The organism is Lentzea sp. NPDC036955, from assembly GCF_055608005.1.
The window spans coordinates 782,422-802,197 of the sequence record NZ_JBVJRC010000002.1 but is presented as its reverse complement, the minus strand read 5'-3'; the positions used below and the strand labels follow the sequence as shown (position 1 = coordinate 802,197).

The window sequence follows — 19,776 nt, the reverse complement described above, 5'->3', positions numbered from 1 at the left end:
CGGCTGAGCCGGCAGGGGGAGTCAGGCGGGCTGGCGGCTGCGGTGGTTGGCGACGTTGACGCGGTTGGCGCACCTGGTGGAGCAGAACCGGCGGCGGCCGTTGCGGCTGGTGTCGACGTAGACGGTGTCGCAGCCGTCGCGGTCGCACCAGCCGATGCGCCCGGCGTCCTCGCAGAACAGCGCCGCCATCCCCGCCGCGGTGTAGGCCTTGAGCCGCACGTCGGTGGGTGCGTCCTCGCGTGCGTAGTGCAGGTGCGGCGCGCGGCCGTCGTGGGTGGAGATGTAGTGCGTGGTCGAGGACTGGGCGAGCAGGTCGTTGAGCAGGTCGACGCCCGGTTCGCGGAAGACCTGCCGCAGCCGCTCGACCCAGTTCCGCACGTCACGTTCCTGGCGTGCGTCCAGCGAGCCCAGCGGCTTGTAGTCCGAGGCTTTCAGCACGTCGAGCAGGGGTGTGGCGGGGTCGGCGTTGACCAGGGTCGCGGCGAGCTCGGCGGCCGCCCCGCCGTAAGGGTTGAAATGCACTAGACCATGACACCAGAGTTGGGGGCATGATCGCCACCTGCCCCGCGTGCCACTGGCCCTGCGACTCCGCCCTGTCCCGCCACGGCCCGGTCGCCTACGTGCGGTGCGTGTGCGGCCTGTTCCTGGTGATCGACCGCGGGGTGCTCACCGCGACCGCCGGGACCAGCGCGTTCCGCCCGGTGCCGCGGACCAGCGGTGACCAAGTACCCTCGGGGCGTGAGCCGTCGTGATCTCCTGTGCGACACCGCGATCCAGATCCTCGCGGTGGAGGGCGGCCGGGGACTGACCCACCGCGCGATCGACCGCGAGGCCGGCGTCCCCATCGGCACCACCAAGAACTACTTCCCGACCCGCGAGGCCATCCTCGAGGCCTCCGCCGCGCGCATGACCGCACTGCACCGCGCCGCCGTGGACCGCCTGCGCGAGACCACCCCGGCCGACATCAGCCCCGCCGACGTCGCCGAGCTCTACCCGGCGCTGCTGCGGCGCGCGGTCGCCGAGGACCCGACGCAGATGCTCGCGATGGTGGAGCTGTACCTGGAGGCGGTGCGCCGGCCGGGGGTGCGTGCGGCGTTGTCGGGCATGGTGCTGGCCAACGCCGAGGCCGCCGCCGCTCTGCAGCAGGCTGCGGGGCTGCCCTCGACGGTGCGCGACACGGGCCTGCTCGACGCGTACTTCCTGGGGGTGGCGATCTCGTTGCTGGCGTTGCCGGTGGACACGCTGGAGACCGTGGGCCTGGACGACCCGTACGCGCTGGGCATCGGCGTGTTCTCCGCGACCGTGCCCGGCCCGGTCGCGCCCCCGGCGCAGCACCGCGAAGCGGGCAGCTAGCCCAGGGCCGCGAGCAGCGCGGCGTAGGTCTGTTCCACGTCCAGCCCGCCGTTGTCGATGACCGTCGTCCCCGGTGTCAGGTACCGCCGCAGGTCGTCGAACACCTGGTGGATCAGCGCCTGCCCGCCCAGTGCCCTCACCACGGCGTCGATGGGTTCGTCGCGCTGCTCGAACCGGGTGATCGCCGTGGTCCGCGGGGCGAGCAGCACCACCTCCACGTACCGCGCGCCGGCGGAGCTCACCGCGTCGGCGAGGACGTCGCGCTGGTCGCGGCGGGTGATCAGCTGCGGCATCACGACGTCGTGCCCGGTGCGCAGGTGGTGGGCGGCCATGGTGAGCGCGAGCGGGCGGACCAGGTCGACGGTGGCGAAGAAGTCGTCCTGCCAGCCGCCGACCAGGCCCACGATCCGGTCGGCGTCGAGGTTGAGCGTGAGCGGGTGGTCGGCGGCGTAGCGGGCGGCGAGGGTGGACTTGCCCACGCCGGTGGGACCGTTGAGGTGGATCAGCCTGGGCGGCACGCGCTCACCAGTTCGTCGACGGCGGTCGCGACCAGTGCGGTCGCGGTGTCGGGTGAGCGGCCGCAGCTCGACGGGCGCGGCGGCACCGGCCGCTCGGTCAGGGTCACCCGCCATTCTCGGCCATCGGCGTGGCGCACGGTCGCGGAGCCGGCGTTCTCGGCCACGACGGTGAGCACGTCGCCGGTCTCGCCGATCCGCTCGCGCACGGCGACCTCGGCGACCTGCCCGCGCGGGGTGAAGCAGGACCGGCCCCGGCAGCGTTCGGCGGAGACGCCCTTGGTGGTGAGCCGTTCGGCCAGGTCGTGGTCCAGGCGGCCGTAGAGGTGGCCGGTGGGCAGCAGCACACCGGTGGGGGCGAAGCGGTGGCCGCCGGTGTGGGTGCACTCCCACAGGTTCAGGGCGGTGGCGATCGGCCGCCCGTACAGCGCGCAGCACACGTCGCGTTTGCTGTTGGTGCACACCAGCAACAACGGGTCGTGCACCGGTGTGCCGAACGCCGTGGAACGCCCGGCGCCCAGCGCGGCGAAGTCCAGCTCCAGCAGCTCCTCGGGCGCGCCGACGTCGGCCTGTTCCAGCCACGACGCACCGGGGGTGGTGGCGGCGAGGTAGACGCGGCGGCGGGCGGGCACACCGGTGTCGGCGTGGCGGCCGGGACGGCGGATCAGCAGGATGCGCACCCCCGTGCCGCTCGCACGGCGGTGCAGCTCGGCACCCAGCTCGCGGTCGAGGTGGCTGTCGAGCAGCGCGTCGCGGCCCCACGGGCCGGGTTGCTCCAGGCACAGCCACGCGGTGGCGGTCGCGGCCGTGCCGGCCAGCGGCTCACCCGCGAGGTCGGCGAGTACGGAGCACCTCATCTGCGCACTCTATACGGCCGATCGGGTGATGGCTAAGGACACCCTTACCTTCATCGTCGGCGGGTACCCGGCATCGACCGGGTGAACACACCACTGGGTTGTGCGACGGCGCCGCCTGCGTGCACGGCCGCCACGAGACCACGACCGCCCCGGTCAACGTCGCGTTCGTCGTGGTGACCCGCGCCGGGCAGCTCTGACCGCGGGCGTGCGGGTCCTAGGGTGACCGGCATGACAACGGTGATCACCGGGGGAAGCCGGGGGATCGGTGCCGCGACCGCGCGCAGGCTGGTGCGCGACGGGCACCGGGTCGTGATCAGCTACCGGCAGGCCGCCGACGAGGCCCGTGCCCTGGAGCAGGAGCTGGGTGTGGTGGCCGTGCGGGCCGACACCGCGGACGAGCACGACGTGGCGCGGCTGTTCGACGCCGCCGGCGAGGTCACGGGCGTGGTGAACAACGCGGGCATCACCTCCCCGGTGGGGACGCTGGCCGAGCTGCGCACCGAGGACCTGCGCCGCGTCGTGGACGTCAACGTCGTCGGCGCGTTCTTCGTGGCCCGCGAGGCGGCCCGGCGGATGAGCGCGGGCGCGATCGTGAACGTGTCCTCCGGTGCCGCGACGCTGGGCAGCCCCGGCGAGTACGTGCACTACGCCGCCACGAAGGCCGCGGTCGACGCGCTGACCGTCGGCCTGGCCAAGGAGCTGGCGCCGCGCGGGATCAGGGTGAACTGCGTGCAGCCGGGCACCGTCCGCACCGACATCCACCGGCTCTCCGGTGTGCCGGACCGGGCCGACCGGGTGGCGCCGCGGGTGCCGCTGGGACGCGCGGGGGAGGCCGAGGAGATCGCGAACGCCATCGCCTGGCTGCTGTCGGCGGAAGCCTCCTACACCACCGGGGCGGTTCTGCGGGTGACCGGCGGGATGTGACGGGCGGGCGCACCTAGACTGCCGGGTCATGCCCGCTCCGACCCTGGCGGAGTTCGTGCTCGCGAACACGACTCCGACGCCGGTGCCGCTCGTGCCCGAGATCGTGCTGCACAGCGCGTGCGAGGCCATGGAGCTGTGGGAGCGCACGCAAAACGACCAGCCGCCGTTCTGGGCGTTCCCGTGGGCCGGTGGGCAGGCGCTGGCCCGGCACGTGCTCGACCACCCCGAGCTGGTCGCGGGCCGCACGGTGTTCGACCTCGCGTCCGGTTCAGGGCTGGTGGCGATCGCCGCCGCGCTGGCGGGAGCCCGGGAGGTCGTCGCGAACGACATCGACCCGTTGTCGCTGGCGGCAGTGCGGCTCAACGCCGCGGTCAACAGGGTGCGCGTCACGACCCTGGCCGCCGACCAGCTCGCCGGGGACGCCGCGGGCGCCGGCGTGGTGCTCGCCGGGGACGTGTTCTACGACGCGCGGATCACCGCGCTGGTGCTGCCGTTCCTGCACCGGGCGGCGGCACGGGGCGCGGTGGTGCTGCTGGGCGACCCGGACCGGGCGCACCTGCCGCGCGAGCGGTTCACGCAGCGGGCGCGCTACGAGGTGCCGGTGCCGTTGACGCTGGAGAGCACCGAGACCCGCAGCGCGACCGTGTGGACCGCCTAGTTGGTCACCAGGCAGAAGGGGTGACCGGCGGGGTCGGCGTAGACGCGGAACCCCGTCTTGGACCGCGAGCCCTTGAGCTTGGTCGCCCCGAGTTCGAGCACGAGCGGTTCGGACTCGTTGAGGTTGCTCACCATGACGTCGAGGTGCACCTGTTGCGGGTGCTCCTGGCCGGGCCACTGCGGCGGCTCGTAGTCGTCGACGCGCTGGAACGACACCCGCATCCCACCGGGGGCCTCCAGGGTGGTCCACCACCCGTCGGAGTCGGTGACCTTCCCGCCGATCAGCTCGCGGTAGAACTCCGCGAGCTCGTCCGGTTCGGGGCAGTCCAGCACCACGTCGTAGAGCTCACCGATCGCCACGACTCTCCTCGTCAGCCGCACCTCGCGCCACCTGCTGGCGGCGCGAGCGACCTTAACGCCCACCCGCCGGGCACCCCGCGTCAGCCCAAACGTTCCACCACGAACGCCGTGAGGAACCCCGCCGTGGTGCACAGCCCGGTGTAGAGGCGGGCCCGTTCGAAGGCCTCGGGGATCATGGTGTCGGCGATCATCGCCAGGATCGCACCGGCGGCCGTGGCGGTGATGACGGCGATCACCTGCGGGGAGGCGCCGTCGAGCAGCACGTTGCCCAGCGCCGCCGAGATGCCGCTGGCCACGGCGATCACACCCCACACGCCGAAGACGTAGCCCGCTCCGCGCCCCGCCTGCTTCATGCCCGCGACGCTGGACAGGCCCTCCGGGACGTTGGAGATCACCACGGCCACCAGCATCGCGACCCCGATGCCCCCGCCGTCGAGCAGCGACACACCGAGCACCACCGACTCCGGCACCCCGTCGAGCAGCGCGCCGACCGCGATCGCCGTGCCGCTGCCGGCCTGGTCGGACTCCGAGGGCTGGTTCGCGGCCCGTTTGCGGTGCCGTGCCCCGTGGCGGGCCAGCACCACGTTCGCCAGCACGTAGGCCAGCGCGCCCCCGGCGAACCCGGCCGAGGTCGCCAGCAGGCCACCGGTCTGCTCGGCCTCGTCCACCAGCTCGAACGACGCCGCCGCGATGAGCACGCCCGCGCCGAAGGCCATCACCACCGCGACCACGTCGCGCGGCACGCGCACGAACCAGGCGACGACCGCGCCCGCGACGAGCGCGCCGCCACCTGCCAGACCCCACAGTCCCGCTTCGATCCACTGCGTCACCGAGGCGGGGTGCCCTGCAACTTCGCGAAGAACACCTTCAGGTCCTCGGCCAGCAGATCGGGTGCCTCGTGCCCGGAGCAGTGCCCGCCGCGGCCGAACTCCGACCAGTGCACCAGGTTGTGGTGGTCGCGTTCGGCGAAGCGGCGGATCGACTGGAAGTCGTCGGGGAAGACCGCCACGCCCAGCGGGAACGTCGTCGGCTCGCCCGGGGTGTCCTCGCGGTGGGCGTCCTCGTAGCACAGCCGCGCCGAGGACCCGGCGGTGCGGGTGAACCAGTGGATCGACACGTTCGCCAGCAGGAAGTCCCTGCTCACCGCCGGCTCACCCATCAGCTGCAGGATCCAGGCGAGCTGACCTGTGGGGGAGTCGGCCAGGGCGAACGCCACGTTCTGCGGCCGCGACTGCTGCAGCTTCGCGTACCCCGACATGGTGTCGTAGAAGTTCTGCAGCACCCCCGGGCGCCGGTGCTCGTCCTGCGTCAGCCCCTCCACCTCGGCCGGGTCGCCCGAGGGGAACGAGAAGACCTGCGTGACGCGCACCCCGGCCACGTGCTCGCCGTCCACCCGGCCCAGCTCCGGGCCGATGATCGCCCCGGCGTCGTTGCCGTGCACCCCGTAGCGGGTGTGGCCCAGCCGGCTCATCAGCTCCGCGTAGGCCCGTGCGACCCGCCCGGAGTGCCAGCCGGTCGCGGTCGTGGGACCGGAGAACCCGACACCGGGCGTCGAGGGGATCACCAGGTGGAAGTCGTCGCGCAGGTGCTCGATGACGTCCACGAACTCCAGGACCGTGCCCGGCCAGCCGTGGATCATCAGCAGCGGCAACGCGTCCGGATTCGTGCTGCGCACGTGCAGGAAGTGCACACCCGTGCCGTCGATCTCGGTGACGAACTGCGGGAAGGAGTTGAGCCGCGCCTCGACCGCCCGCCAGTCGAACTCCTCGGCCCAGTACCGCGCCAGCTCCCGCACGGTCTCGACCTCGTCGCCGTAGCGCGCCCCCGCACCGGGCACCTGGTCGGTCCACCGCGTGCGCGCCAGGCGCAGCGCCAGCTCGTCGAGTTCTGCCGCGCCGACCGCGACCCGGAACTCCCTGATCTCCGTCGTGTCACCCATCCTCCGCGGCATTGTGGCCAGCTCCTGTCCTAAAGTTCCGGGTCATGTTGGAAACCTCCGCACGCTTGCTGCGCCTGCTCGCCCTGCTGCAGTCCCGCCGCGACTGGCAGGGCTCGGAGCTCGCCGACGAGCTGCGGATCAGCCCCCGCACCGTCCGCCGCGACGTCGACCGGCTGCGCGAGCTCGGCTACCCGGTCAACGCCACCACCGGCAGCTTCGGCGGCTACCGCCTCGGCGCCGGCGCCGAGCTGCCCCCGCTGCTGCTCGACGACAACGAGGCCGTCGCCGTCGCCGTGGCCCTGCGCACCACGCCGGTCACGGGCCTGGAGGAGGTGTCGCTGCGCGCCCTGCTCAAGCTCGAACAGGTCCTGCCCTCCCGGCTGCGCCACCGCGTCTCCGCGCTCGAAGGCGTCGAGTCCGTCCCCCGCGACAGCCCCGCACCGGCGCTGGACCCCGAGCTGCTCACCACCCTCGCCGCCGCCTGCCGCGACAGCGACACCCTCCGCTTCGACTACACCTCCCACGACGGCACCCCCACCCGCCGCCGCGCCGAACCCCACCGCCTCGTCAACTGGGGCCGCCGCTGGTACCTCGTCGCCTGGGACGCCGACAAGCAGGACTGGCGCAGCTTCCGCGTCGACCGCATCAGCCGCCCCGTACCACCGCACGGGCCCCGCTTCACCCCGCGCGAGCTCGACGCCACCACCTACGTCGCCTCCCGGGTGACCTCCGCGGCCTGGCGCTACGAGGCCCGCGTCCTCGTCCACGCCCCCGCGACCGAGGTCCTCACCCGGATCAGCCCCGCCATCGGCAGCGTCGAGGCCGTCGACGAGCACACCTGCGTCCTGGTGACCGGCTCGGACTCCGTCGAGACCCTCGCCGTCTGGATCAGCATGCTCGGCTTCGACTTCGAGGTCACCTCACCGCCCGACCTGGTTGCACACGTTCGCACCCTTGCGGCCCGCTACGCCCGCGCCGTACAAGACTGACCATGGCCATCACGGGTAGGGACATCGAGCACCTGCTCTACACCGACACCCCCGACCCGGTCCTGGTCCTGCACGACGGGGCCACCGAGATCGTCGCCGCGGCCGAGCTCGGCGCCTGCCCGGGAGCGGTGGTGGTGTGCTCGCGCGCCGAGGTGCTGCGCCGGGTGGGGGAGAGGGACCTCAGCGAACAGGACCTGGCGGGACTGGCCGCCGCCCTGTCCGACGCGGTCGCGGACCCCACCCGCGCACGGCCGCTGTGGCCCCTGTGAGCACCCGGCCTACCGCCTGCGGCGCAACCTGACCGGGTCACCGGGCGCGGGCGCCTCGTCCTGCCGCTGGGCCTCGGCCTGGACCTCGACGTTCGTCCGGTGTGCAACCGGGTCCCAGATCTCCTCGAACGGCGCCATGAGCGAATGCCCGCTGCCGCTGCGCCGGGCCCGATGGGCGTACCAGGCGAAACCCGCCAGGAAGAGGGGCAGGCTCAGCAACGCGGCCACGGACGCCAGGAGCTCCACTCACCCGACGGTACAGTAACGTCGCGTATCCAGAAACACCGTGTTACCGAATGGACGGCGATGACCCGCCTCACCCGAGCCGAGCAGCAGCGGCTCACCCACGACCACCTGCTCACCGCCGGCCGCCAGGTCTTCCTGCGCCGCGGTTTCCTCGCCGCCACCGTCGAGGAGATCGCCGCCGACGCCGGCTACACCCGCGGCGCCGTCTACAAGCACTTCGGCGGCAAGGAAGGCCTCTGGCTCGCCCTCGTCGACACCGACGCCGACACCCACCTGCACACCCTGCGCACCGCCCTGAGCGCGGCCACCACCCGCGACGACCTGATCGCCGCACTCACACCCGCCACCACGACCGGCGACCAGGCCGCGCGGTGGAGCGCGGCCGCCGCGGAGGTGCTCGCCGCGACCGCCCAGAACCCCGGCACCGCGACCCAGGTCGCCGCCGTCCAGCAACGCCACGACGACGCCGTCACCGCACTGCTGCGCGAACACTCCCGCCGCCTCGGAATGCACCCCGCCCTGCCCCTGGAGCAGGCCGTCGTCCTGCTCGGCGCACTGGGCATCGGCCTCGCCCTGCGCCAGACCGTCGCCCCCGCCGCCGACCCCGCCGCGATCCTCGGCCACGTGCTCGACACCCTGTTCCGGTGACTCAGCCGGAGAACAACACCAGCAGACCGATCCCGACCAGCACCACCGGCAACGCGATGTGACCCCACCTGGCCAGCGCGCGGGCGACCACCTGCCGGGAGGCCAGGAACCAGCCCGCCAGGCACCACACGCCCACGAGCACCAGGAACACCACGACGTAGAGCCACAGCGCGTCGGTCACCGTGAAGACCGGGACGTAGACGCCGATGTTGTCGCCACCGTTGGCCAGCGTCACACCCGCGACGGCCAGGACGCCCGGAGCCGCGCCGGGATCGCCGTCGTCGTCCCCGCGCCACAGCGACCAGGCCGCCTTCAAGCCCAGCGCCAGGGGGATCAGGCCGAGCCAGGGGCGGAACTGCTCGGGCAGCAGGGAAGCGCCGAGCGCACCCAGCACCGCCACCACGAGGATGCCCGCGAAACCCAGGTACTGACCGGCCACGATCTGCCAGGCGGAGCGGGCGCGGGCGAAGAACAGGGCCAGGAGCACCAGGTCGTCGACGTTGGTGACGGCGAACATGCCCGCGGCCTGGGCGATCACAGCGAGGTCCACGAGCGGGGATTCTCGCGCACGCGACAAACGGATAGCTCATCCGGATGTGCTAGCGTCCCGAAACGGATCAACTATCCACACAGGAGACGCCATGCCACCCAAAGCAGTCATCACCGCCGCAACCGCCGGCATCGGACTCGAAACCGCAAAAGAACTCGCACGACGCGGATTCGCCGTCACCGTCATCGGACGCGACCCACAACGAGGACACCAAGCAACCGCACAAATCGGGGGAGAAGCCCGATTCCTCCGCACCGACCTCGCCTCACTGCACCAAGTACGCGCACTCGCCCGCAAACTCACCGACGAAGGACCACTCGACGTCCTCATCAACAACGTCGGCGCCATGTTCCCCCGACACCAGCACATCGACGGCCTCGAAGCCACCTTCCTCGTCAACCACCTCTCGCCCTACCTGCTCACCGAACTGCTCCTGCCCGTCATCACCGGCCGCATCGTCAACGTCACCTCAGCAGCCGTCATCGCCGCCAAGAAGAACTTCGACCACACCGAACCACCCGGCGGCTACTACGCCTTCCACTGGTACGGCCGCGCCAAACTCGCCAACCTCGCCTACACCCTCGACCTCAGCACCCGCACCAACGGCATCACCGTGATCGCCGCCGACCCCGGCGGAGCAGCCACCGACATGACCAACGGCACCATGAACGACCCGAACATCGTCTCCCCACCACTGCGCCTGCTCTGGCCACTGGTCAAACGCACCTTCGCCCGCTCCACCGCCCGACCCGCCACCCACGCCGCACAACCCTCCATCACCGCCGCCACCGACCCCGCACTCACCGGCCGAACACAACTCCTCATTGGGCCGAACGGGACACCCACCACCCCCCACCGCACCGCACTGCAACCCCACGTGATCGCCGCCATCCGCCGCCTCAGTGAACAGCACGCGCCACTCGAGCCCAGCTGACCCAATACGGATGGGCTATCCAATTACCCTGGACACATGACGCCGCTGCGCAAGGACGCCGCCCGCAACTTCGACCGCATCGTGGCCGTCGCACGCGAACTCGTCGACCAAGGCACCCCACTGCAGCTCAACGACGTCGCCCGCCGCGCAGGCCTCGGCGTCGGCACCGTCTACCGCCACTTCGCCACCACCGAAGCCCTCCTCGAAACCATCGCCACCCCCTGCCTCGAAACCCTCACCGCACACGGCCACCACGCCCTCACCGCCGACAACCCCTGGCACGCCCTGCGCACCTTCCTCGAACGCACCGTCGAAGCCCAGGTCACCGACCCCGCCACGGTCAAAGTCGTCGCCTCCACCACCGACGCCCTCCCGCACACCACCGAGCTCAAACACCAACTCCAAGCACTCGGCAAAGCCCTCTTCGCCCGCGCCCGCGACGCCGGCCACGTCCGCACCACCGTCCACGACGGCGACATCGTCCCCCTCATGTGCGGCATCGCCTACGCCGTCCACCTCCACGGCCACCCCACCCACGACCGCGTCACCACAGCCCACCGCTACCTCGACACCCTCCTCGAAGGCCTCCACGCCTCCTGACCCGCACACCTACCGCGGGGGACCGGCCACCACGAACTCCCGCAACCCCGCCACATCCCGCGCACCACCATCAGTCAGCACCCACGTCACCCCCGCCTCCTCATACGCACCCACATCCGACAACCCCGGACCCCAGATCACCAGATCACCCCCGACCGGCCCACCCGACGCCACGAACTCCGCCTTGATCCGCGCCGCATCAGCGGGGGAGACCACCGCCAACCCCGACCCACCGAACACCGCCGGCACCACCCCGTCCGCCAACGCCGCCGCACGGAACGGCACCTCCCGAGGCCACACCCCACCCACCCAGATCGGCACCTCCACCGGCGCGAACCGCACACCCTCCGCACGGAACAACGCACCCCGGTGATCCACCACCTCACCCGACAACAACGCCCGCACCAACCCCACGCCCTCCGACATCGCCTCCGCCCGCGACACCACCTCACCGAAGGGGGAGAAGTCCTGCGGCGTCCCCGCACCCACCCCCAGCACCAACCGCCCACCCGACAACCGCTGCACCGTCGACGCCTCCAGCGCCACCTTCCACGGCCGCCGCCGCCCCAACGACGTCACCACCGGCCCCAACCGGATCGACGACGTCCGCGCCGCCACCGCACCCAGCACCACCCACACGTCCGCCACCACCGGCTCGTCCGGCACCACCACGTGGTCCCACAGGAAGAACCCGTCCCACCCCGCCTCCTCGGCGGCCACCGCCAGCGACACGAGCTCAGCCGGGTCACCCAGCTCCGGACCGAAACACGGCACGTACATCGCGAATCGCATGCACCGAGTGTGGCAAGCACCCCTGACAAGATCATCTGACCAGGGGAGCTAACGCCACGGTGACGAAAGCAGGCGAGCGTCGGCGAGCGGCCGCAGCGCGGTCACCGAAGCGCCACCTTCACCAGGCGGCAACAGCGACGCGCGTCCCGACGCAGAACGGCGAACCGACACGCGAACCGAGCGTCGGCGCCCGGCGAACGCAACGCGGCGCAAGGCAGGCGCGCGAACCCCGGAGGAGGACTCCAGCTGCGCCGGATCCGCGTTACTTGACATAATGTAGATTATCGGCGAAACGGCGACCTGCGGAGATCGTCCAGAAGGACCCGAATCCCAGGCCGTCGCGCCGGACCGTCCTCAGGTGCGTCTGCGGGTGTCGCCCACGGGCAGGTCGGCGGACACCCCTGCAGACGCCTGAACCTCGAACCTCGGCGATGCCGGAGCGCGGTCGGCATCGACTGGTTGTGGAAGAGACGCGCGAACCGGTGAATCGTGACGCGGGCTCCCCGAGGAACTCCGGCGCCACCGACCGTGCCACCGCCCGCCGCCGGAGTCCGGCGAAACGGACATTTGATGCATAATGGCGATTATCCAGCACAGAACGCGGAATTGTCGGTGCTGTGCGGTACAAGATCCATATGCACGTGCTCGCCGCGCAGGACGCCTTCTTCCTCGCCCGCCGGACCCGCAAGGACTCGCCGCACACCACCGCGGCCTACCAGCGGGATCTCGCCGGCGTGACCGCACTCCTGGCCGAGACCCTCTCCTCCCCCGTCGAGGACCTCGTCGTGCAGGACCTCACGGGCGCCAACCTGCGTCACGCTTTCGGGTTGTTCGCGGACACGCACGCCAAGAGCTCCGTGCTGCGGGCCTGGTCGACGTGGAACCAGTTCCTCACGTTCTGCGTGGCCGAGGACCTGATCGCGGGCAACCCGATGGGTGCGGTGGCGCGGCCGAAGACCCCTCCCCTGGTGCCCAAGCCGTTGCGGGGTGAGGACACGCCCGAGCAGTTGCTGACGGCGGCCGCGGAGGGGGCGCGCAAGGGGCGCGACCCGTGGCCGGAGCGGGACGTGCTGGTGATCGCGCTGGGGTTGGTGGCGGGGTTGCGCAGTGCGGAGATGCGGACGTTGACGCTGGCGAGCGTCGTGGGGCGGGAGGGTGATCGGCGGTTGCACGTGAAGGGCAAGGGGAACCGGGACCGGTCGGTGCCGATCGAGCCGCCGATGGAGCGGATCGTGGAGGCGTACCTGGCGAGTTGCCGGCGGCGGTTTCCGCAGGGGCGGTTCGACCGGGACAGTGCGTTGTTGCGGGATCGGCATGGTGAGCCGATCGGGCGGGGTGGGTTGGAGTACCTGGTGAAGTCGTGTTTCCGGTGGGCGGGGTTGCACGACCGGGTGCCGACGGGGGCGAACCTGCACGCGTTGCGGCACACGTTCGCGACGCGGTTGGCGGAGGACGGGGCGTCGGCGAGCGAGATCATGGCGTTGCTGGGGCATGCGAGTTTGGCGACGAGTCAGAACTACATCGAGGCGACGGCGCGGGAGCGGCGTGCGGCGGTGGCGAGTAATAGGACGTATCGGGCGTTGCGGGACATGTAGTGGGGTTCGACCGGTGTGCGGGAGCCTCGGTGGGTCGGGGTTGCCCTGGTGCCGGTGGGGTGGGCCGTGTGGGTGACGTGGTGGTGCGAAAACCGCATTTCAGGGGTACTCAGTGGGAATGAGATCCGTGTGGCGTGGGGCCATCTCCTTCGGGTTGGTGACGATCGCCGTGCGCCTCTACACGGCTGTCGAGGAGCACGACTTCCGTTTCAACCAGGTGCACCGTGAGGACGGCGGGCGCATCAAGTACAAGCGTGTGTGTTCGGTGTGCGGCAACGAGGTGGAGTACGGCGAGATCACCAAGGGCTATGAGCTGGACGACGGCCGGATGGTGGTCATGGAGAACGAGGACTTCGAGAAGTTGCCGGTGAGGACCGACAAGTCGATCGAGGTGCTGGAGTTCGTGCCGGCGGAGGAGATCGATCCGATCTACTTCCAGAAGACGTACTACCTGGAGCCGGACAAGGCGGCGGCGCGGCCGTACGTGTTGTTGCGGGATGCGTTGGTGAAGACGGGTCAGCTGGCGGTCGTGAAGATCACGATCCGGCAGAAGGAGACGCTGGCGACGATCCGGGCGCGTGATGACGTGCTGGTGTTGCACACGATGTTGTGGCCGGATGAGATCCGCAGGGCGGAGTTCGACTTCTTGGAGCAGGACGTGGAGGTGCGTCCGCAGGAGTTGAGGATGGCGACGTCGTTGGTGGAGTCGATGGCGGGTGACTTCGATCCGGGCTCGTTCACCGATGACTACCGGGATGCTCTGGAGAAGGTCATCGCGGCGAAGGCGGAGGGTGCGGAGTTGCCCGAGCAGCCGGAGTCGGAGGACAAGGGCGATGTGATCGACCTGATGACGGCTTTGGAGCGGAGTGTGGAGAAGGCGAAGGCCGGGCGCAAGGGTGCGTCGGCGAAGAAGGCCGCTCCGAAGAAGAAGGCTTCGTCGGCGTAGATGGCCGGGCTCGACGAGTACCGGCGCAAGCGGGATCCGGCCAGGACGCCGGAGCCCGTGCCGGGTGCTGCGGTTCTCCCCCGTGGTGACGATGACACGTTTGTGGTTCAGGAGCACCACGCGTCGAGCCTGCATTGGGATGTGCGGTTGGAGCGGGGTGGGGTGCTGGTGTCGTGGGCGGTGCCGAAGGGGTTGCCGCCGACGACGGATGTGGTGCGGCTGGCGGTGCGCACGGAGGACCACCCGCTGGAGTACGCGGAGTTCTCGGGTGAGATCCCGAGGGGTGAGTACGGCGGCGGGTCGATGGTCATCTGGGACCGGGGCCGGTACGAGACGGTGAAGTGGTCGGACCGCGAGGTGGACGTGGTCCTGCGCGGGGGTCGGGTCGAGGGTCAGTTCGTGTTCTTCCGGTCGGGTGGGGACGGGAAGAACTGGATGGTGAAGCGGCGGTACGCGAATGCGCGGCCGGACTGGCAGGTGTTGCCCGAGCAGGTGAAGCCGATGCTGGCGGTTCCGGGTCCGTTGCCTGCTGATGATGATGACGAGTGGGCGTACGAGTTCAAGTGGGACGGTGTCCGGGCGATCCTGCGGGTCGAGGGTGGCCGGGTGCAGGCGTGGTCGCGGTTGGGCAACGACATCACGGTGGCGTATCCGGAGCTGCAGGCGGTGGGTGCGCAGCTGGGGTCGACGGAGGCGTTGCTGGACGGGGAGATCGTGGCGTTGCGGGACGGGCGGCCGAGTTTCAGCGCGTTGCAGAACCGGATGCACGTGAGCAAGTCGGATGCGGCGCGGCGGGCGGCGCGGCAGTACCCGGTGACGTTGTTGGTGTTCGACCTGTTGCACCTGGATGGCCGGTCGTTGGTGTCGTTGCCTTTTCGGCAGCGCCGTGAGTTGCTGCGGGAGCTGGGGCTGAGGGGGCCGAACTGGCTCACTCCCCCGTCGTACGACGCCGATGGGGCGGCGGTGCTGGCGGCGAGCCGGGAGCAGGGTCTGGAGGGTGTGGTGGCGAAGCGGCTGGACTCGGTGTACCAGCCGGGGTTGCGGTCGCCGGTGTGGCGCAAGATCACCGATCTGATGGCGCAGGAGGTGGTGATCGGGGGCTGGCGGATGGGTGAGGGCAAGCGTGCGGGGGTGATCGGTGCGTTGTTGCTGGGTATTCCGCAGGACGGCGGGCTGGCGTTCGCGGGGTCGGTGGGCACGGGGTTCAGCGACGCGGAGCTGGCGGTGCTGACGCCGCGGTTGAAGGCGTTGGCGCGCAGGTCGTCTCCGTTCGTGACGGAGATGCCGAGGGAGAGGTCCAGGGGCGCGAAGTGGGTGGAGCCGGAGCTGGTGGCGGAGGTGGTGTTCCGGCAGTGGACACCGGACGGGCGGATGCGGTTCCCGGCGTGGCGGGGGTTGCGGCCGGACAAGACGCCCGGGGAGGTGACGCGGGGTGAGCGGTGAGGTGTCGGTGCGGGTCGAGGGCCGGGTGTTGAAGCTGACGAACCTGGACAAGGTGTTGTACCCGGGGTTCGGGTTCGCCAAGGGTGAGGTGATCGACTACTACACGCGGGTCGCGCCGGTGCTGCTCCCCCACCTGAAGGACCGGCCGGTGACGTTGAAGCGGTTCCCGAACGGGGTGGACGGGAAGTGGTTCTTCGAGAAGAACGCGCCGCAGCACCGTCCTGAGTGGGTGCGGACGGTGCGGTTGGAGTCGCCGGGCAGCACGAAGGGCAACGAGACGGTCAACTACGTGCTGGTCGACGAGTTGGCGACGGTGGTGTGGCTGGCGAACCTGGCGGCGTTGGAGTTGCACGTGCCGCAGTGGACGGTGGGTCCGCGGGGTGGGAAGCGGGATCCGGACCTGCTGGTGTTCGACCTGGATCCGGGGGCGCCGGCGACGGTGGTGGAGTGCTGCCGGGTGGCGGAGCTGGTGCGGACGGTGCTGGACGACGACGGTGTGGACTCGTGGGCGAAGACGTCGGGCAACAAGGGGATGCAGGTGTACGCGTACGCGCCGGCGAAGGACACGTCGGAGTACGCGAAGGGGGTGGCGCGGCGGTTGGCGAGGGAGTTCCCGGAGCTGGTCGTGTCGACGATGGCGAAGGCGCAGCGCACCGGGAAGGTGCTGATCGACTGGTCGCAGAACAACCCGGCGAAGACGACGGTGGCGCCGTACTCGTTGCGGGCGCGGGAGCGGCCGACGGTGTCGGCGCCGGTGACGTGGGACGAGGTCGAGGAGTGCCGGGTGGTGGAGGACCTGGTGTTCACGGCGGATGAGGTGCTGGCGCGGGTTGATGCGGTGGGTGACCTGTTCGGGGGTTGATATTCTGGCCGACTGCCTACGAGGGGGTGTGTCGTGGACGTCGAGCTCGTGGAGTACGACTGCGCGTGGCCGGGGTTGTTCGAGCGGGAGCGTGCGCGGGTGCTGGGGGCGGTGCCGGGTGCGGAGCTGGAGCACGTGGGGTCGACGTCGGTGCCGGGGTTGTGCGCGAAGCCGGTGGTCGACCTGATGCTGGTGGTGGCGGACGCGGCGGATGAGGCGTCGTACGTGCCGGCGTTGGAGGCCGTGGGGTATCGGGTGGTGGTGCGGGAGGACGATTGGCACCACCACCGCATCCTCAAGGGGCCGGACACGAACGTCAACCTGCACGTGTTCGCGCGGGGGTGTGCGCAGGTGCGGCGGCATCGGGTGTTCCGCGACTGGTTGCGCGTGAACGACGAGGACCGTGCGCTGTACGCGCGGGTGAAGCGGGAGCTCGCCGGGCGGCAGTGGGAGCGGGTGCGGGACTACGCGGCGGCGAAGAACGAGGTCGTGCTGGAGATCCTGGAACGCGCGTACGTGGCGTGGCGGTTGCCGTCGGACGACGTGGAGTTCGTGACGGAGTCGCCGGTGGGGTCGGGGCAGGTCGTGCTGGAGGACTACAACCCGGACTGGCCGGGCTGGTACGAGCGGGAGGCGCGGCGGATCCGGGGTGCGCTGGGGGCGGCGGTGCTGCGGCTGGAGCACGTGGGGTCGACGTCGGTGCCGGGGTTGGCGGCCAAGCCGTTGATCGATGTTCTGCTGGTGGTGGCGGACTCGAACGACGAGGACGCCTATGTGCCGGCGTTGGTGGCGGCGGGCTATTACCTGCGGTTGCGGGAGCACGGCTGGTACGAGCACCGGTTGTTGCGCGACCACGGGCCGGACGTGAACCTGCACGTGTTCTCCCCTGCCTGTGAGGAGGTCGACCGGATGCTGGTGTTCCGCGACCGGCTGCGTTCCCACCCGGCGGACCGGGAGGAGTACGAGCGGACCAAGCGCGTCTTGGCGGGGCGGACCTGGGACCGGGTCCAGGACTACGCCGACGCCAAGACGCGCGTGGTGGAGCGGATCATCCTGCGGGCGCTGGCCTGATCAGCCCAGGCGGCACGCGCTGATGACGATCTGCTGGCCGAGCAGCGTCTGCACGCGCACGGCGGTCTGGGTCAGCTGACCGCCGGGGCCGGTGGTCGTTTCGTTGAGGTGGACGGTGGCGACGCCGGGGATGCCGATGGTGGCGGGTGCGGAGCCGATCGGCTGGCCGTTGAGGCTGCCGACCTTGGAGGTGCCGGTGATGCCGCTCGAGTCGCTGGTGCAGGAGGCTTCGACGGCGTTGAGCTGGATGGCGCCGCCGAGCAGCGTGGCGCCTTCGACGCGTGCGTTGGCCTGGGTGCGGCCGGTGGTGGGGTCGAGGGTGCAGTCGGCGTGCAGGGCGTTGACCGACGCCAGGCCCAGGACGTTGACCGTGGCGATGGTCTTGTCCTCGTTGGGCGGGCACGTGGCGTGCGGGGTCTTGGCGACGGTGATCAGGCCGCTGGCCGAGAGGGCCCATGCTTCGCCGCGCAGGTAGATGACGACGGTGAGCACCGCGGTGGCGGAGCCGCCGTCGTCGTCGGTGACGGTCACCAGGACGTTGTGCACGCCCAGGGTGGTGAAGGCGTGTGAGCCGGTGCAGGTCTTGGCGCTGTGGTTGACGGTGCCGTTCTCCGGCGCGCCGCCGTCGACGTAGTCGAAGGTGCAGGTGTGGGTGTCGTTGGCGGCGATGTCGGTGAACGGTGCGGTGAAGTTCACGGTGGTGCCGCGGGTGGCGAGGGTCTTGTCGGCGGTGAGGGTGGTGTTCGGGGCGACGTTGGTCAGGGTGAGCGTCGTGGTCGTGGAGACGGCCGGGTTGAGGCCGTCGTCGGCGGTCAGCCGCAGGGTCCACACGCCGTCATCGGTGCACCTGACCGTGGTGGTCTGGGCGGTGGGGTCGGCGAAGGTGCAGATGGCGCCCGCGTCGACACCGGACTGCGGGGTGGCGGTCCAGGAGGTGGTCAGCGAGGGGCCGTCGGGGTCGGTGACGGTGCCGGCGAGGGTGACGTCGGTGCCTTCCTGGCCGGCGTAGGGGCCGCCGGGCAGGACGACGGGTGGGGCGTTGACGCGCACGGTGGTGCATTCGGTGACGCTGCCCGGTCCCCCGCCGTCGGTGCCGCGGGCGGTGACGCACAGCTGGTGGGTGCCCGCGGTCAGCGCCGGGGTGTCGACGGTGTAGTCGACGGTGGCGGGGCCGTCCTGGGGCAGGGCCGGGGTGATGGCGGTGACGGGCAGGTCGGCGCCGCCGTCGACGGTGAGCGTGAGCTGGGTGAGCTTGGAGGCGATCACGCCGGGGACGAGGTCGGGCAGCTGGGAGACGTCGGGGACCTCGGTGCAGGTGCCGCCGGTGGTCTCGGCGATCTTGCGCAACGAGCTCTGCGAGCCGGCGAGGTCGCAGGCGACGCCGTTGGACACGGCGAAGGTGTAGATCGTGATGCCGGCGGCGACGGCTTGCTGCAGCTGGGCGTCGACGGAGCCGGCACCGGCGCCGTCGGACAGGAACACCATGAGCTTGCGCTGCTGCGGTGCGGCGGTGGCGGAGGCGAGTCCGGCGGTCAGCGCGGCGGTGTAGTTGGTGCCGCTGGGGAAGCTGTGGTCGGTGAACAGGCCGACGCCGCCGTAGCGGGCGGTGGTCACCGCCTCGATGACGTCGGGGGTGCCGTTGCCGTTGGTGTCGGCGGCGGGGGCGGCGGTCTTCTGCTCGCCGGCGGCGGGGCTGACGTCGACCGGCGTGCCGTCGGTGCCGAACACGGCGGCGCCGACGCTGCCCACGACGGTGTTGGGGACGGCGGCCTTGGCGTGCAGGGCCTTGGCTGCGGCGACCTCGCAGTCCAGGACGGTGTTGGGCTGGCCGTCGCCGTTGTGGTCTCCGCCGCAGCCGGCGGCCACGGGTGAGGCGGTGGAGCCGGACACGTCCAGGACGTAGGTCAGCGCGGTGTCGACGATCGCGACGCCGGTGCCGATGGTGGCCTTGCCGGTGACGGTGACGGGGCCCGGTACGACCAGGGTGCCGGGTGCGGGGCTGGTGATGGTGACGCCGATGCTGGTGCCGCCGGGCAGGTTGCCGGTGGCCGCGTGCGCGGGCAGGGCCAAGGCCACGGTGGTCACCAGTGCGGTGCCGACCGTGAGGGTGGGTCTCATGCGCGTGGTCTCCGCTCGTTGGGTTCTGTTCCCCGACCGATCGGAAGGAGATCGCACGCGGGCGTTCGGATACACACCATCACCGCTTTGCACCGGTAGTCGGCCTGT

At 71.0% G+C, this 19,776-nt stretch carries 24 protein-coding genes; 14 read left to right on the top strand and 10 right to left on the bottom strand.

Going from position 1 to position 19,776, the window contains the following annotated elements; translation table 11 throughout:
- Window positions 1–21 precede the first annotated feature (21 nt).
- Window positions 22–522, bottom strand: a complete 501-nt coding sequence (locus ACZ7CF_RS08595; protein ID WP_470369277.1) for a CGNR zinc finger domain-containing protein — start codon at window positions 520–522, stop codon at window positions 22–24.
- Between the two features lie 26 nt (window positions 523–548).
- On the opposite strand from ACZ7CF_RS08595, the gene ACZ7CF_RS08590 reads away from it, so the two are divergent.
- Together ACZ7CF_RS08590 and ACZ7CF_RS08585 are read left to right on the top strand one after the other, a co-directional pair.
- Window positions 549–752: a hypothetical protein gene (locus ACZ7CF_RS08590; RefSeq protein WP_360394470.1), complete on the top strand. Its 204-nt coding sequence runs from the start codon at window positions 549–551 to the stop codon at window positions 750–752.
- Window positions 739–1,353: a TetR/AcrR family transcriptional regulator gene (locus ACZ7CF_RS08585; RefSeq protein WP_360394472.1), complete on the top strand. Its 615-nt coding sequence runs from the start codon at window positions 739–741 to the stop codon at window positions 1,351–1,353. Before ACZ7CF_RS08590 ends, ACZ7CF_RS08585 begins: the two co-directional genes overlap by 14 nt.
- On the opposite strand, the gene ACZ7CF_RS08580 is transcribed toward ACZ7CF_RS08585, so the two are convergent.
- Both ACZ7CF_RS08580 and ACZ7CF_RS08575 read right to left on the bottom strand, forming a co-directional pair.
- Entirely contained in the window at window positions 1,350–1,871 is a 522-nt protein-coding gene (locus ACZ7CF_RS08580; protein ID WP_470369276.1) for an AAA family ATPase, read from the bottom strand. The two genes, ACZ7CF_RS08585 and ACZ7CF_RS08580, sit on opposite strands and share 4 nt — an antisense overlap.
- The gene (locus ACZ7CF_RS08575; RefSeq protein WP_360394478.1) at window positions 1,856–2,725 is read right to left on the bottom strand and encodes a sucrase ferredoxin; all 870 of its coding nucleotides are present in this window, start codon (window positions 2,723–2,725) and stop codon (window positions 1,856–1,858) included. Before ACZ7CF_RS08575 ends, ACZ7CF_RS08580 begins: the two co-directional genes overlap by 16 nt.
- 228 nt (window positions 2,726–2,953) lie before the next feature.
- On the opposite strand from ACZ7CF_RS08575, the gene ACZ7CF_RS08570 reads away from it, so the two are divergent.
- Together ACZ7CF_RS08570 and ACZ7CF_RS08565 are read left to right on the top strand one after the other, a co-directional pair.
- Complete coding sequence (locus tag ACZ7CF_RS08570) at window positions 2,954–3,649, top strand: SDR family NAD(P)-dependent oxidoreductase (RefSeq protein WP_470369275.1); 696 nt, start codon at window positions 2,954–2,956, stop codon at window positions 3,647–3,649.
- 28 nt (window positions 3,650–3,677) lie between these two features.
- Complete coding sequence (locus ACZ7CF_RS08565) at window positions 3,678–4,307, top strand: class I SAM-dependent methyltransferase (RefSeq protein ID WP_470369274.1); 630 nt, start codon at window positions 3,678–3,680, stop codon at window positions 4,305–4,307.
- On the opposite strand, the gene ACZ7CF_RS08560 is transcribed toward ACZ7CF_RS08565, so the two are convergent.
- The 3 genes from ACZ7CF_RS08560 to ACZ7CF_RS08550 form a co-directional block, all read right to left on the bottom strand.
- A complete protein-coding gene (locus ACZ7CF_RS08560; RefSeq protein WP_470369273.1) occupies window positions 4,304–4,666 on the bottom strand; it encodes a VOC family protein in 363 nt (120 codons plus the stop codon). The two genes, ACZ7CF_RS08565 and ACZ7CF_RS08560, sit on opposite strands and share 4 nt — an antisense overlap.
- Before the next feature lie 80 nt (window positions 4,667–4,746).
- On the bottom strand, window positions 4,747–5,496 hold the full coding sequence (locus tag ACZ7CF_RS08555; protein WP_458432244.1) for a ZIP family metal transporter: 750 nt from the start codon (window positions 5,494–5,496) through the stop codon (window positions 4,747–4,749).
- Entirely contained in the window at window positions 5,493–6,605 is a 1,113-nt protein-coding gene (locus tag ACZ7CF_RS08550) for an epoxide hydrolase family protein (protein ID WP_470369272.1), read from the bottom strand. The genes ACZ7CF_RS08555 and ACZ7CF_RS08550 overlap by 4 nt, the downstream gene beginning before the upstream one ends.
- Before the next feature lie 44 nt (window positions 6,606–6,649).
- Here ACZ7CF_RS08550 and ACZ7CF_RS08545 point away from each other — a divergent pair, with 44 nt between their 5' ends.
- Together ACZ7CF_RS08545 and ACZ7CF_RS08540 are read left to right on the top strand one after the other, a co-directional pair.
- Window positions 6,650–7,594, top strand: coding sequence for a helix-turn-helix transcriptional regulator (locus tag ACZ7CF_RS08545; protein WP_360394493.1), 945 nt, complete (start codon window positions 6,650–6,652; stop codon window positions 7,592–7,594).
- 2 nt (window positions 7,595–7,596) lie between these two features.
- A complete protein-coding gene (locus tag ACZ7CF_RS08540) occupies window positions 7,597–7,863 on the top strand; it encodes a hypothetical protein (RefSeq protein ID WP_360394496.1) in 267 nt (88 codons plus the stop codon).
- Between the two features lie 9 nt (window positions 7,864–7,872).
- On the opposite strand, the gene ACZ7CF_RS08535 is transcribed toward ACZ7CF_RS08540, so the two are convergent.
- The gene (locus ACZ7CF_RS08535; RefSeq protein WP_360394499.1) at window positions 7,873–8,109 is read right to left on the bottom strand and encodes a hypothetical protein; all 237 of its coding nucleotides are present in this window, start codon (window positions 8,107–8,109) and stop codon (window positions 7,873–7,875) included.
- A 60-nt stretch (window positions 8,110–8,169) separates the two neighbouring features.
- Here ACZ7CF_RS08535 and ACZ7CF_RS08530 point away from each other — a divergent pair, with 60 nt between their 5' ends.
- Window positions 8,170–8,757 carry a TetR/AcrR family transcriptional regulator gene (locus ACZ7CF_RS08530; RefSeq protein ID WP_470369271.1) on the top strand — a complete coding sequence of 196 codons (588 nt, stop codon included), beginning with the start codon at window positions 8,170–8,172 and terminating at the stop codon, window positions 8,755–8,757.
- Between the two features lies 1 nt (window position 8,758).
- On the opposite strand, the gene ACZ7CF_RS08525 is transcribed toward ACZ7CF_RS08530, so the two are convergent.
- Complete coding sequence (locus ACZ7CF_RS08525) at window positions 8,759–9,307, bottom strand: cadmium resistance transporter (protein ID WP_470369270.1); 549 nt, start codon at window positions 9,305–9,307, stop codon at window positions 8,759–8,761.
- Window positions 9,308–9,398: 91 nt separating this feature from the next.
- Here ACZ7CF_RS08525 and ACZ7CF_RS08520 point away from each other — a divergent pair, with 91 nt between their 5' ends.
- On the top strand, window positions 9,399–10,241 hold the full coding sequence (locus ACZ7CF_RS08520; RefSeq protein WP_470369269.1) for an SDR family NAD(P)-dependent oxidoreductase: 843 nt from the start codon (window positions 9,399–9,401) through the stop codon (window positions 10,239–10,241).
- A gap of 36 nt (window positions 10,242–10,277) precedes the next feature.
- The gene (locus ACZ7CF_RS08515) at window positions 10,278–10,841 is read left to right on the top strand and encodes a TetR/AcrR family transcriptional regulator (protein WP_470369268.1); all 564 of its coding nucleotides are present in this window, start codon (window positions 10,278–10,280) and stop codon (window positions 10,839–10,841) included.
- Window positions 10,842–10,850: 9 nt separating this feature from the next.
- On the opposite strand, the gene ACZ7CF_RS08510 is transcribed toward ACZ7CF_RS08515, so the two are convergent.
- Window positions 10,851–11,633: an LLM class flavin-dependent oxidoreductase gene (locus ACZ7CF_RS08510; protein WP_360394512.1), complete on the bottom strand. Its 783-nt coding sequence runs from the start codon at window positions 11,631–11,633 to the stop codon at window positions 10,851–10,853.
- 617 nt (window positions 11,634–12,250) lie between these two features.
- Between ACZ7CF_RS08510 and ACZ7CF_RS08505 the strand changes: the two genes are divergently transcribed.
- The 5 genes from ACZ7CF_RS08505 (at window position 12,251) to ACZ7CF_RS08485 (ending at window position 17,550) form a co-directional block, all read left to right on the top strand.
- A complete protein-coding gene (locus ACZ7CF_RS08505; RefSeq protein WP_360394514.1) occupies window positions 12,251–13,228 on the top strand; it encodes a tyrosine-type recombinase/integrase in 978 nt (325 codons plus the stop codon).
- 118 nt (window positions 13,229–13,346) lie between these two features.
- The gene (gene ku / locus ACZ7CF_RS08500; protein ID WP_360394517.1) at window positions 13,347–14,174 is read left to right on the top strand and encodes a non-homologous end joining protein Ku; all 828 of its coding nucleotides are present in this window, start codon (window positions 13,347–13,349) and stop codon (window positions 14,172–14,174) included.
- Window positions 14,175–15,617 carry a non-homologous end-joining DNA ligase gene (gene ligD / locus ACZ7CF_RS08495; RefSeq protein WP_470369267.1) on the top strand — a complete coding sequence of 481 codons (1,443 nt, stop codon included), beginning with the start codon at window positions 14,175–14,177 and terminating at the stop codon, window positions 15,615–15,617.
- Window positions 15,607–16,479 carry a non-homologous end-joining DNA ligase gene (ligD, locus tag ACZ7CF_RS08490; RefSeq protein WP_360394522.1) on the top strand — a complete coding sequence of 291 codons (873 nt, stop codon included), beginning with the start codon at window positions 15,607–15,609 and terminating at the stop codon, window positions 16,477–16,479. The genes ligD (ACZ7CF_RS08495) and ligD (ACZ7CF_RS08490) overlap by 11 nt, the downstream gene beginning before the upstream one ends.
- A 33-nt stretch (window positions 16,480–16,512) precedes the next feature.
- The gene (locus tag ACZ7CF_RS08485) at window positions 16,513–17,550 is read left to right on the top strand and encodes a GrpB family protein (protein ID WP_458432253.1); all 1,038 of its coding nucleotides are present in this window, start codon (window positions 16,513–16,515) and stop codon (window positions 17,548–17,550) included.
- Here the strand turns inward: ACZ7CF_RS08485 and ACZ7CF_RS08480 are convergent, their stop codons facing one another.
- A complete protein-coding gene (locus ACZ7CF_RS08480) occupies window positions 17,551–19,668 on the bottom strand; it encodes a choice-of-anchor P family protein (protein WP_470369266.1) in 2,118 nt (705 codons plus the stop codon).
- Between the last annotated feature and the right edge of the window lie 108 nt (window positions 19,669–19,776).

Excerpts from the sequence above, each read along its gene's own strand:
- ACZ7CF_RS08590 (WP_360394470.1), top strand. The coding sequence starts at position 549 with ATGATCGCCACCTGCCCCGCGTGCCACTGGCCCTGCGACTCCGCCCTG.
- ACZ7CF_RS08575 (WP_360394478.1), bottom strand. The coding sequence starts at position 2,725 with ATGAGGTGCTCCGTACTCGCCGACCTCGCGGGTGAGCCGCTGGCCGGC.
- ACZ7CF_RS08570 (WP_470369275.1), top strand. The coding sequence starts at position 2,954 with ATGACAACGGTGATCACCGGGGGAAGCCGGGGGATCGGTGCCGCGACC.
- ACZ7CF_RS08565 (WP_470369274.1), top strand. The coding sequence starts at position 3,678 with ATGCCCGCTCCGACCCTGGCGGAGTTCGTGCTCGCGAACACGACTCCG.
- ACZ7CF_RS08550 (WP_470369272.1), bottom strand. The coding sequence starts at position 6,605 with ATGGGTGACACGACGGAGATCAGGGAGTTCCGGGTCGCGGTCGGCGCG.
- ACZ7CF_RS08545 (WP_360394493.1), top strand. The coding sequence starts at position 6,650 with ATGTTGGAAACCTCCGCACGCTTGCTGCGCCTGCTCGCCCTGCTGCAG.
- ACZ7CF_RS08540 (WP_360394496.1), top strand. The coding sequence starts at position 7,597 with ATGGCCATCACGGGTAGGGACATCGAGCACCTGCTCTACACCGACACC.
- ACZ7CF_RS08530 (WP_470369271.1), top strand. The coding sequence starts at position 8,170 with ATGACCCGCCTCACCCGAGCCGAGCAGCAGCGGCTCACCCACGACCAC.
- ACZ7CF_RS08520 (WP_470369269.1), top strand. The coding sequence starts at position 9,399 with ATGCCACCCAAAGCAGTCATCACCGCCGCAACCGCCGGCATCGGACTC.
- ACZ7CF_RS08515 (WP_470369268.1), top strand. The coding sequence starts at position 10,278 with ATGACGCCGCTGCGCAAGGACGCCGCCCGCAACTTCGACCGCATCGTG.
- ACZ7CF_RS08510 (WP_360394512.1), bottom strand. The coding sequence starts at position 11,633 with ATGCGATTCGCGATGTACGTGCCGTGTTTCGGTCCGGAGCTGGGTGAC.
- ku (WP_360394517.1), top strand. The coding sequence starts at position 13,347 with ATGAGATCCGTGTGGCGTGGGGCCATCTCCTTCGGGTTGGTGACGATC.
- ligD (WP_470369267.1), top strand. The coding sequence starts at position 14,175 with ATGGCCGGGCTCGACGAGTACCGGCGCAAGCGGGATCCGGCCAGGACG.
- ACZ7CF_RS08480 (WP_470369266.1), bottom strand. The coding sequence starts at position 19,668 with ATGAGACCCACCCTCACGGTCGGCACCGCACTGGTGACCACCGTGGCC.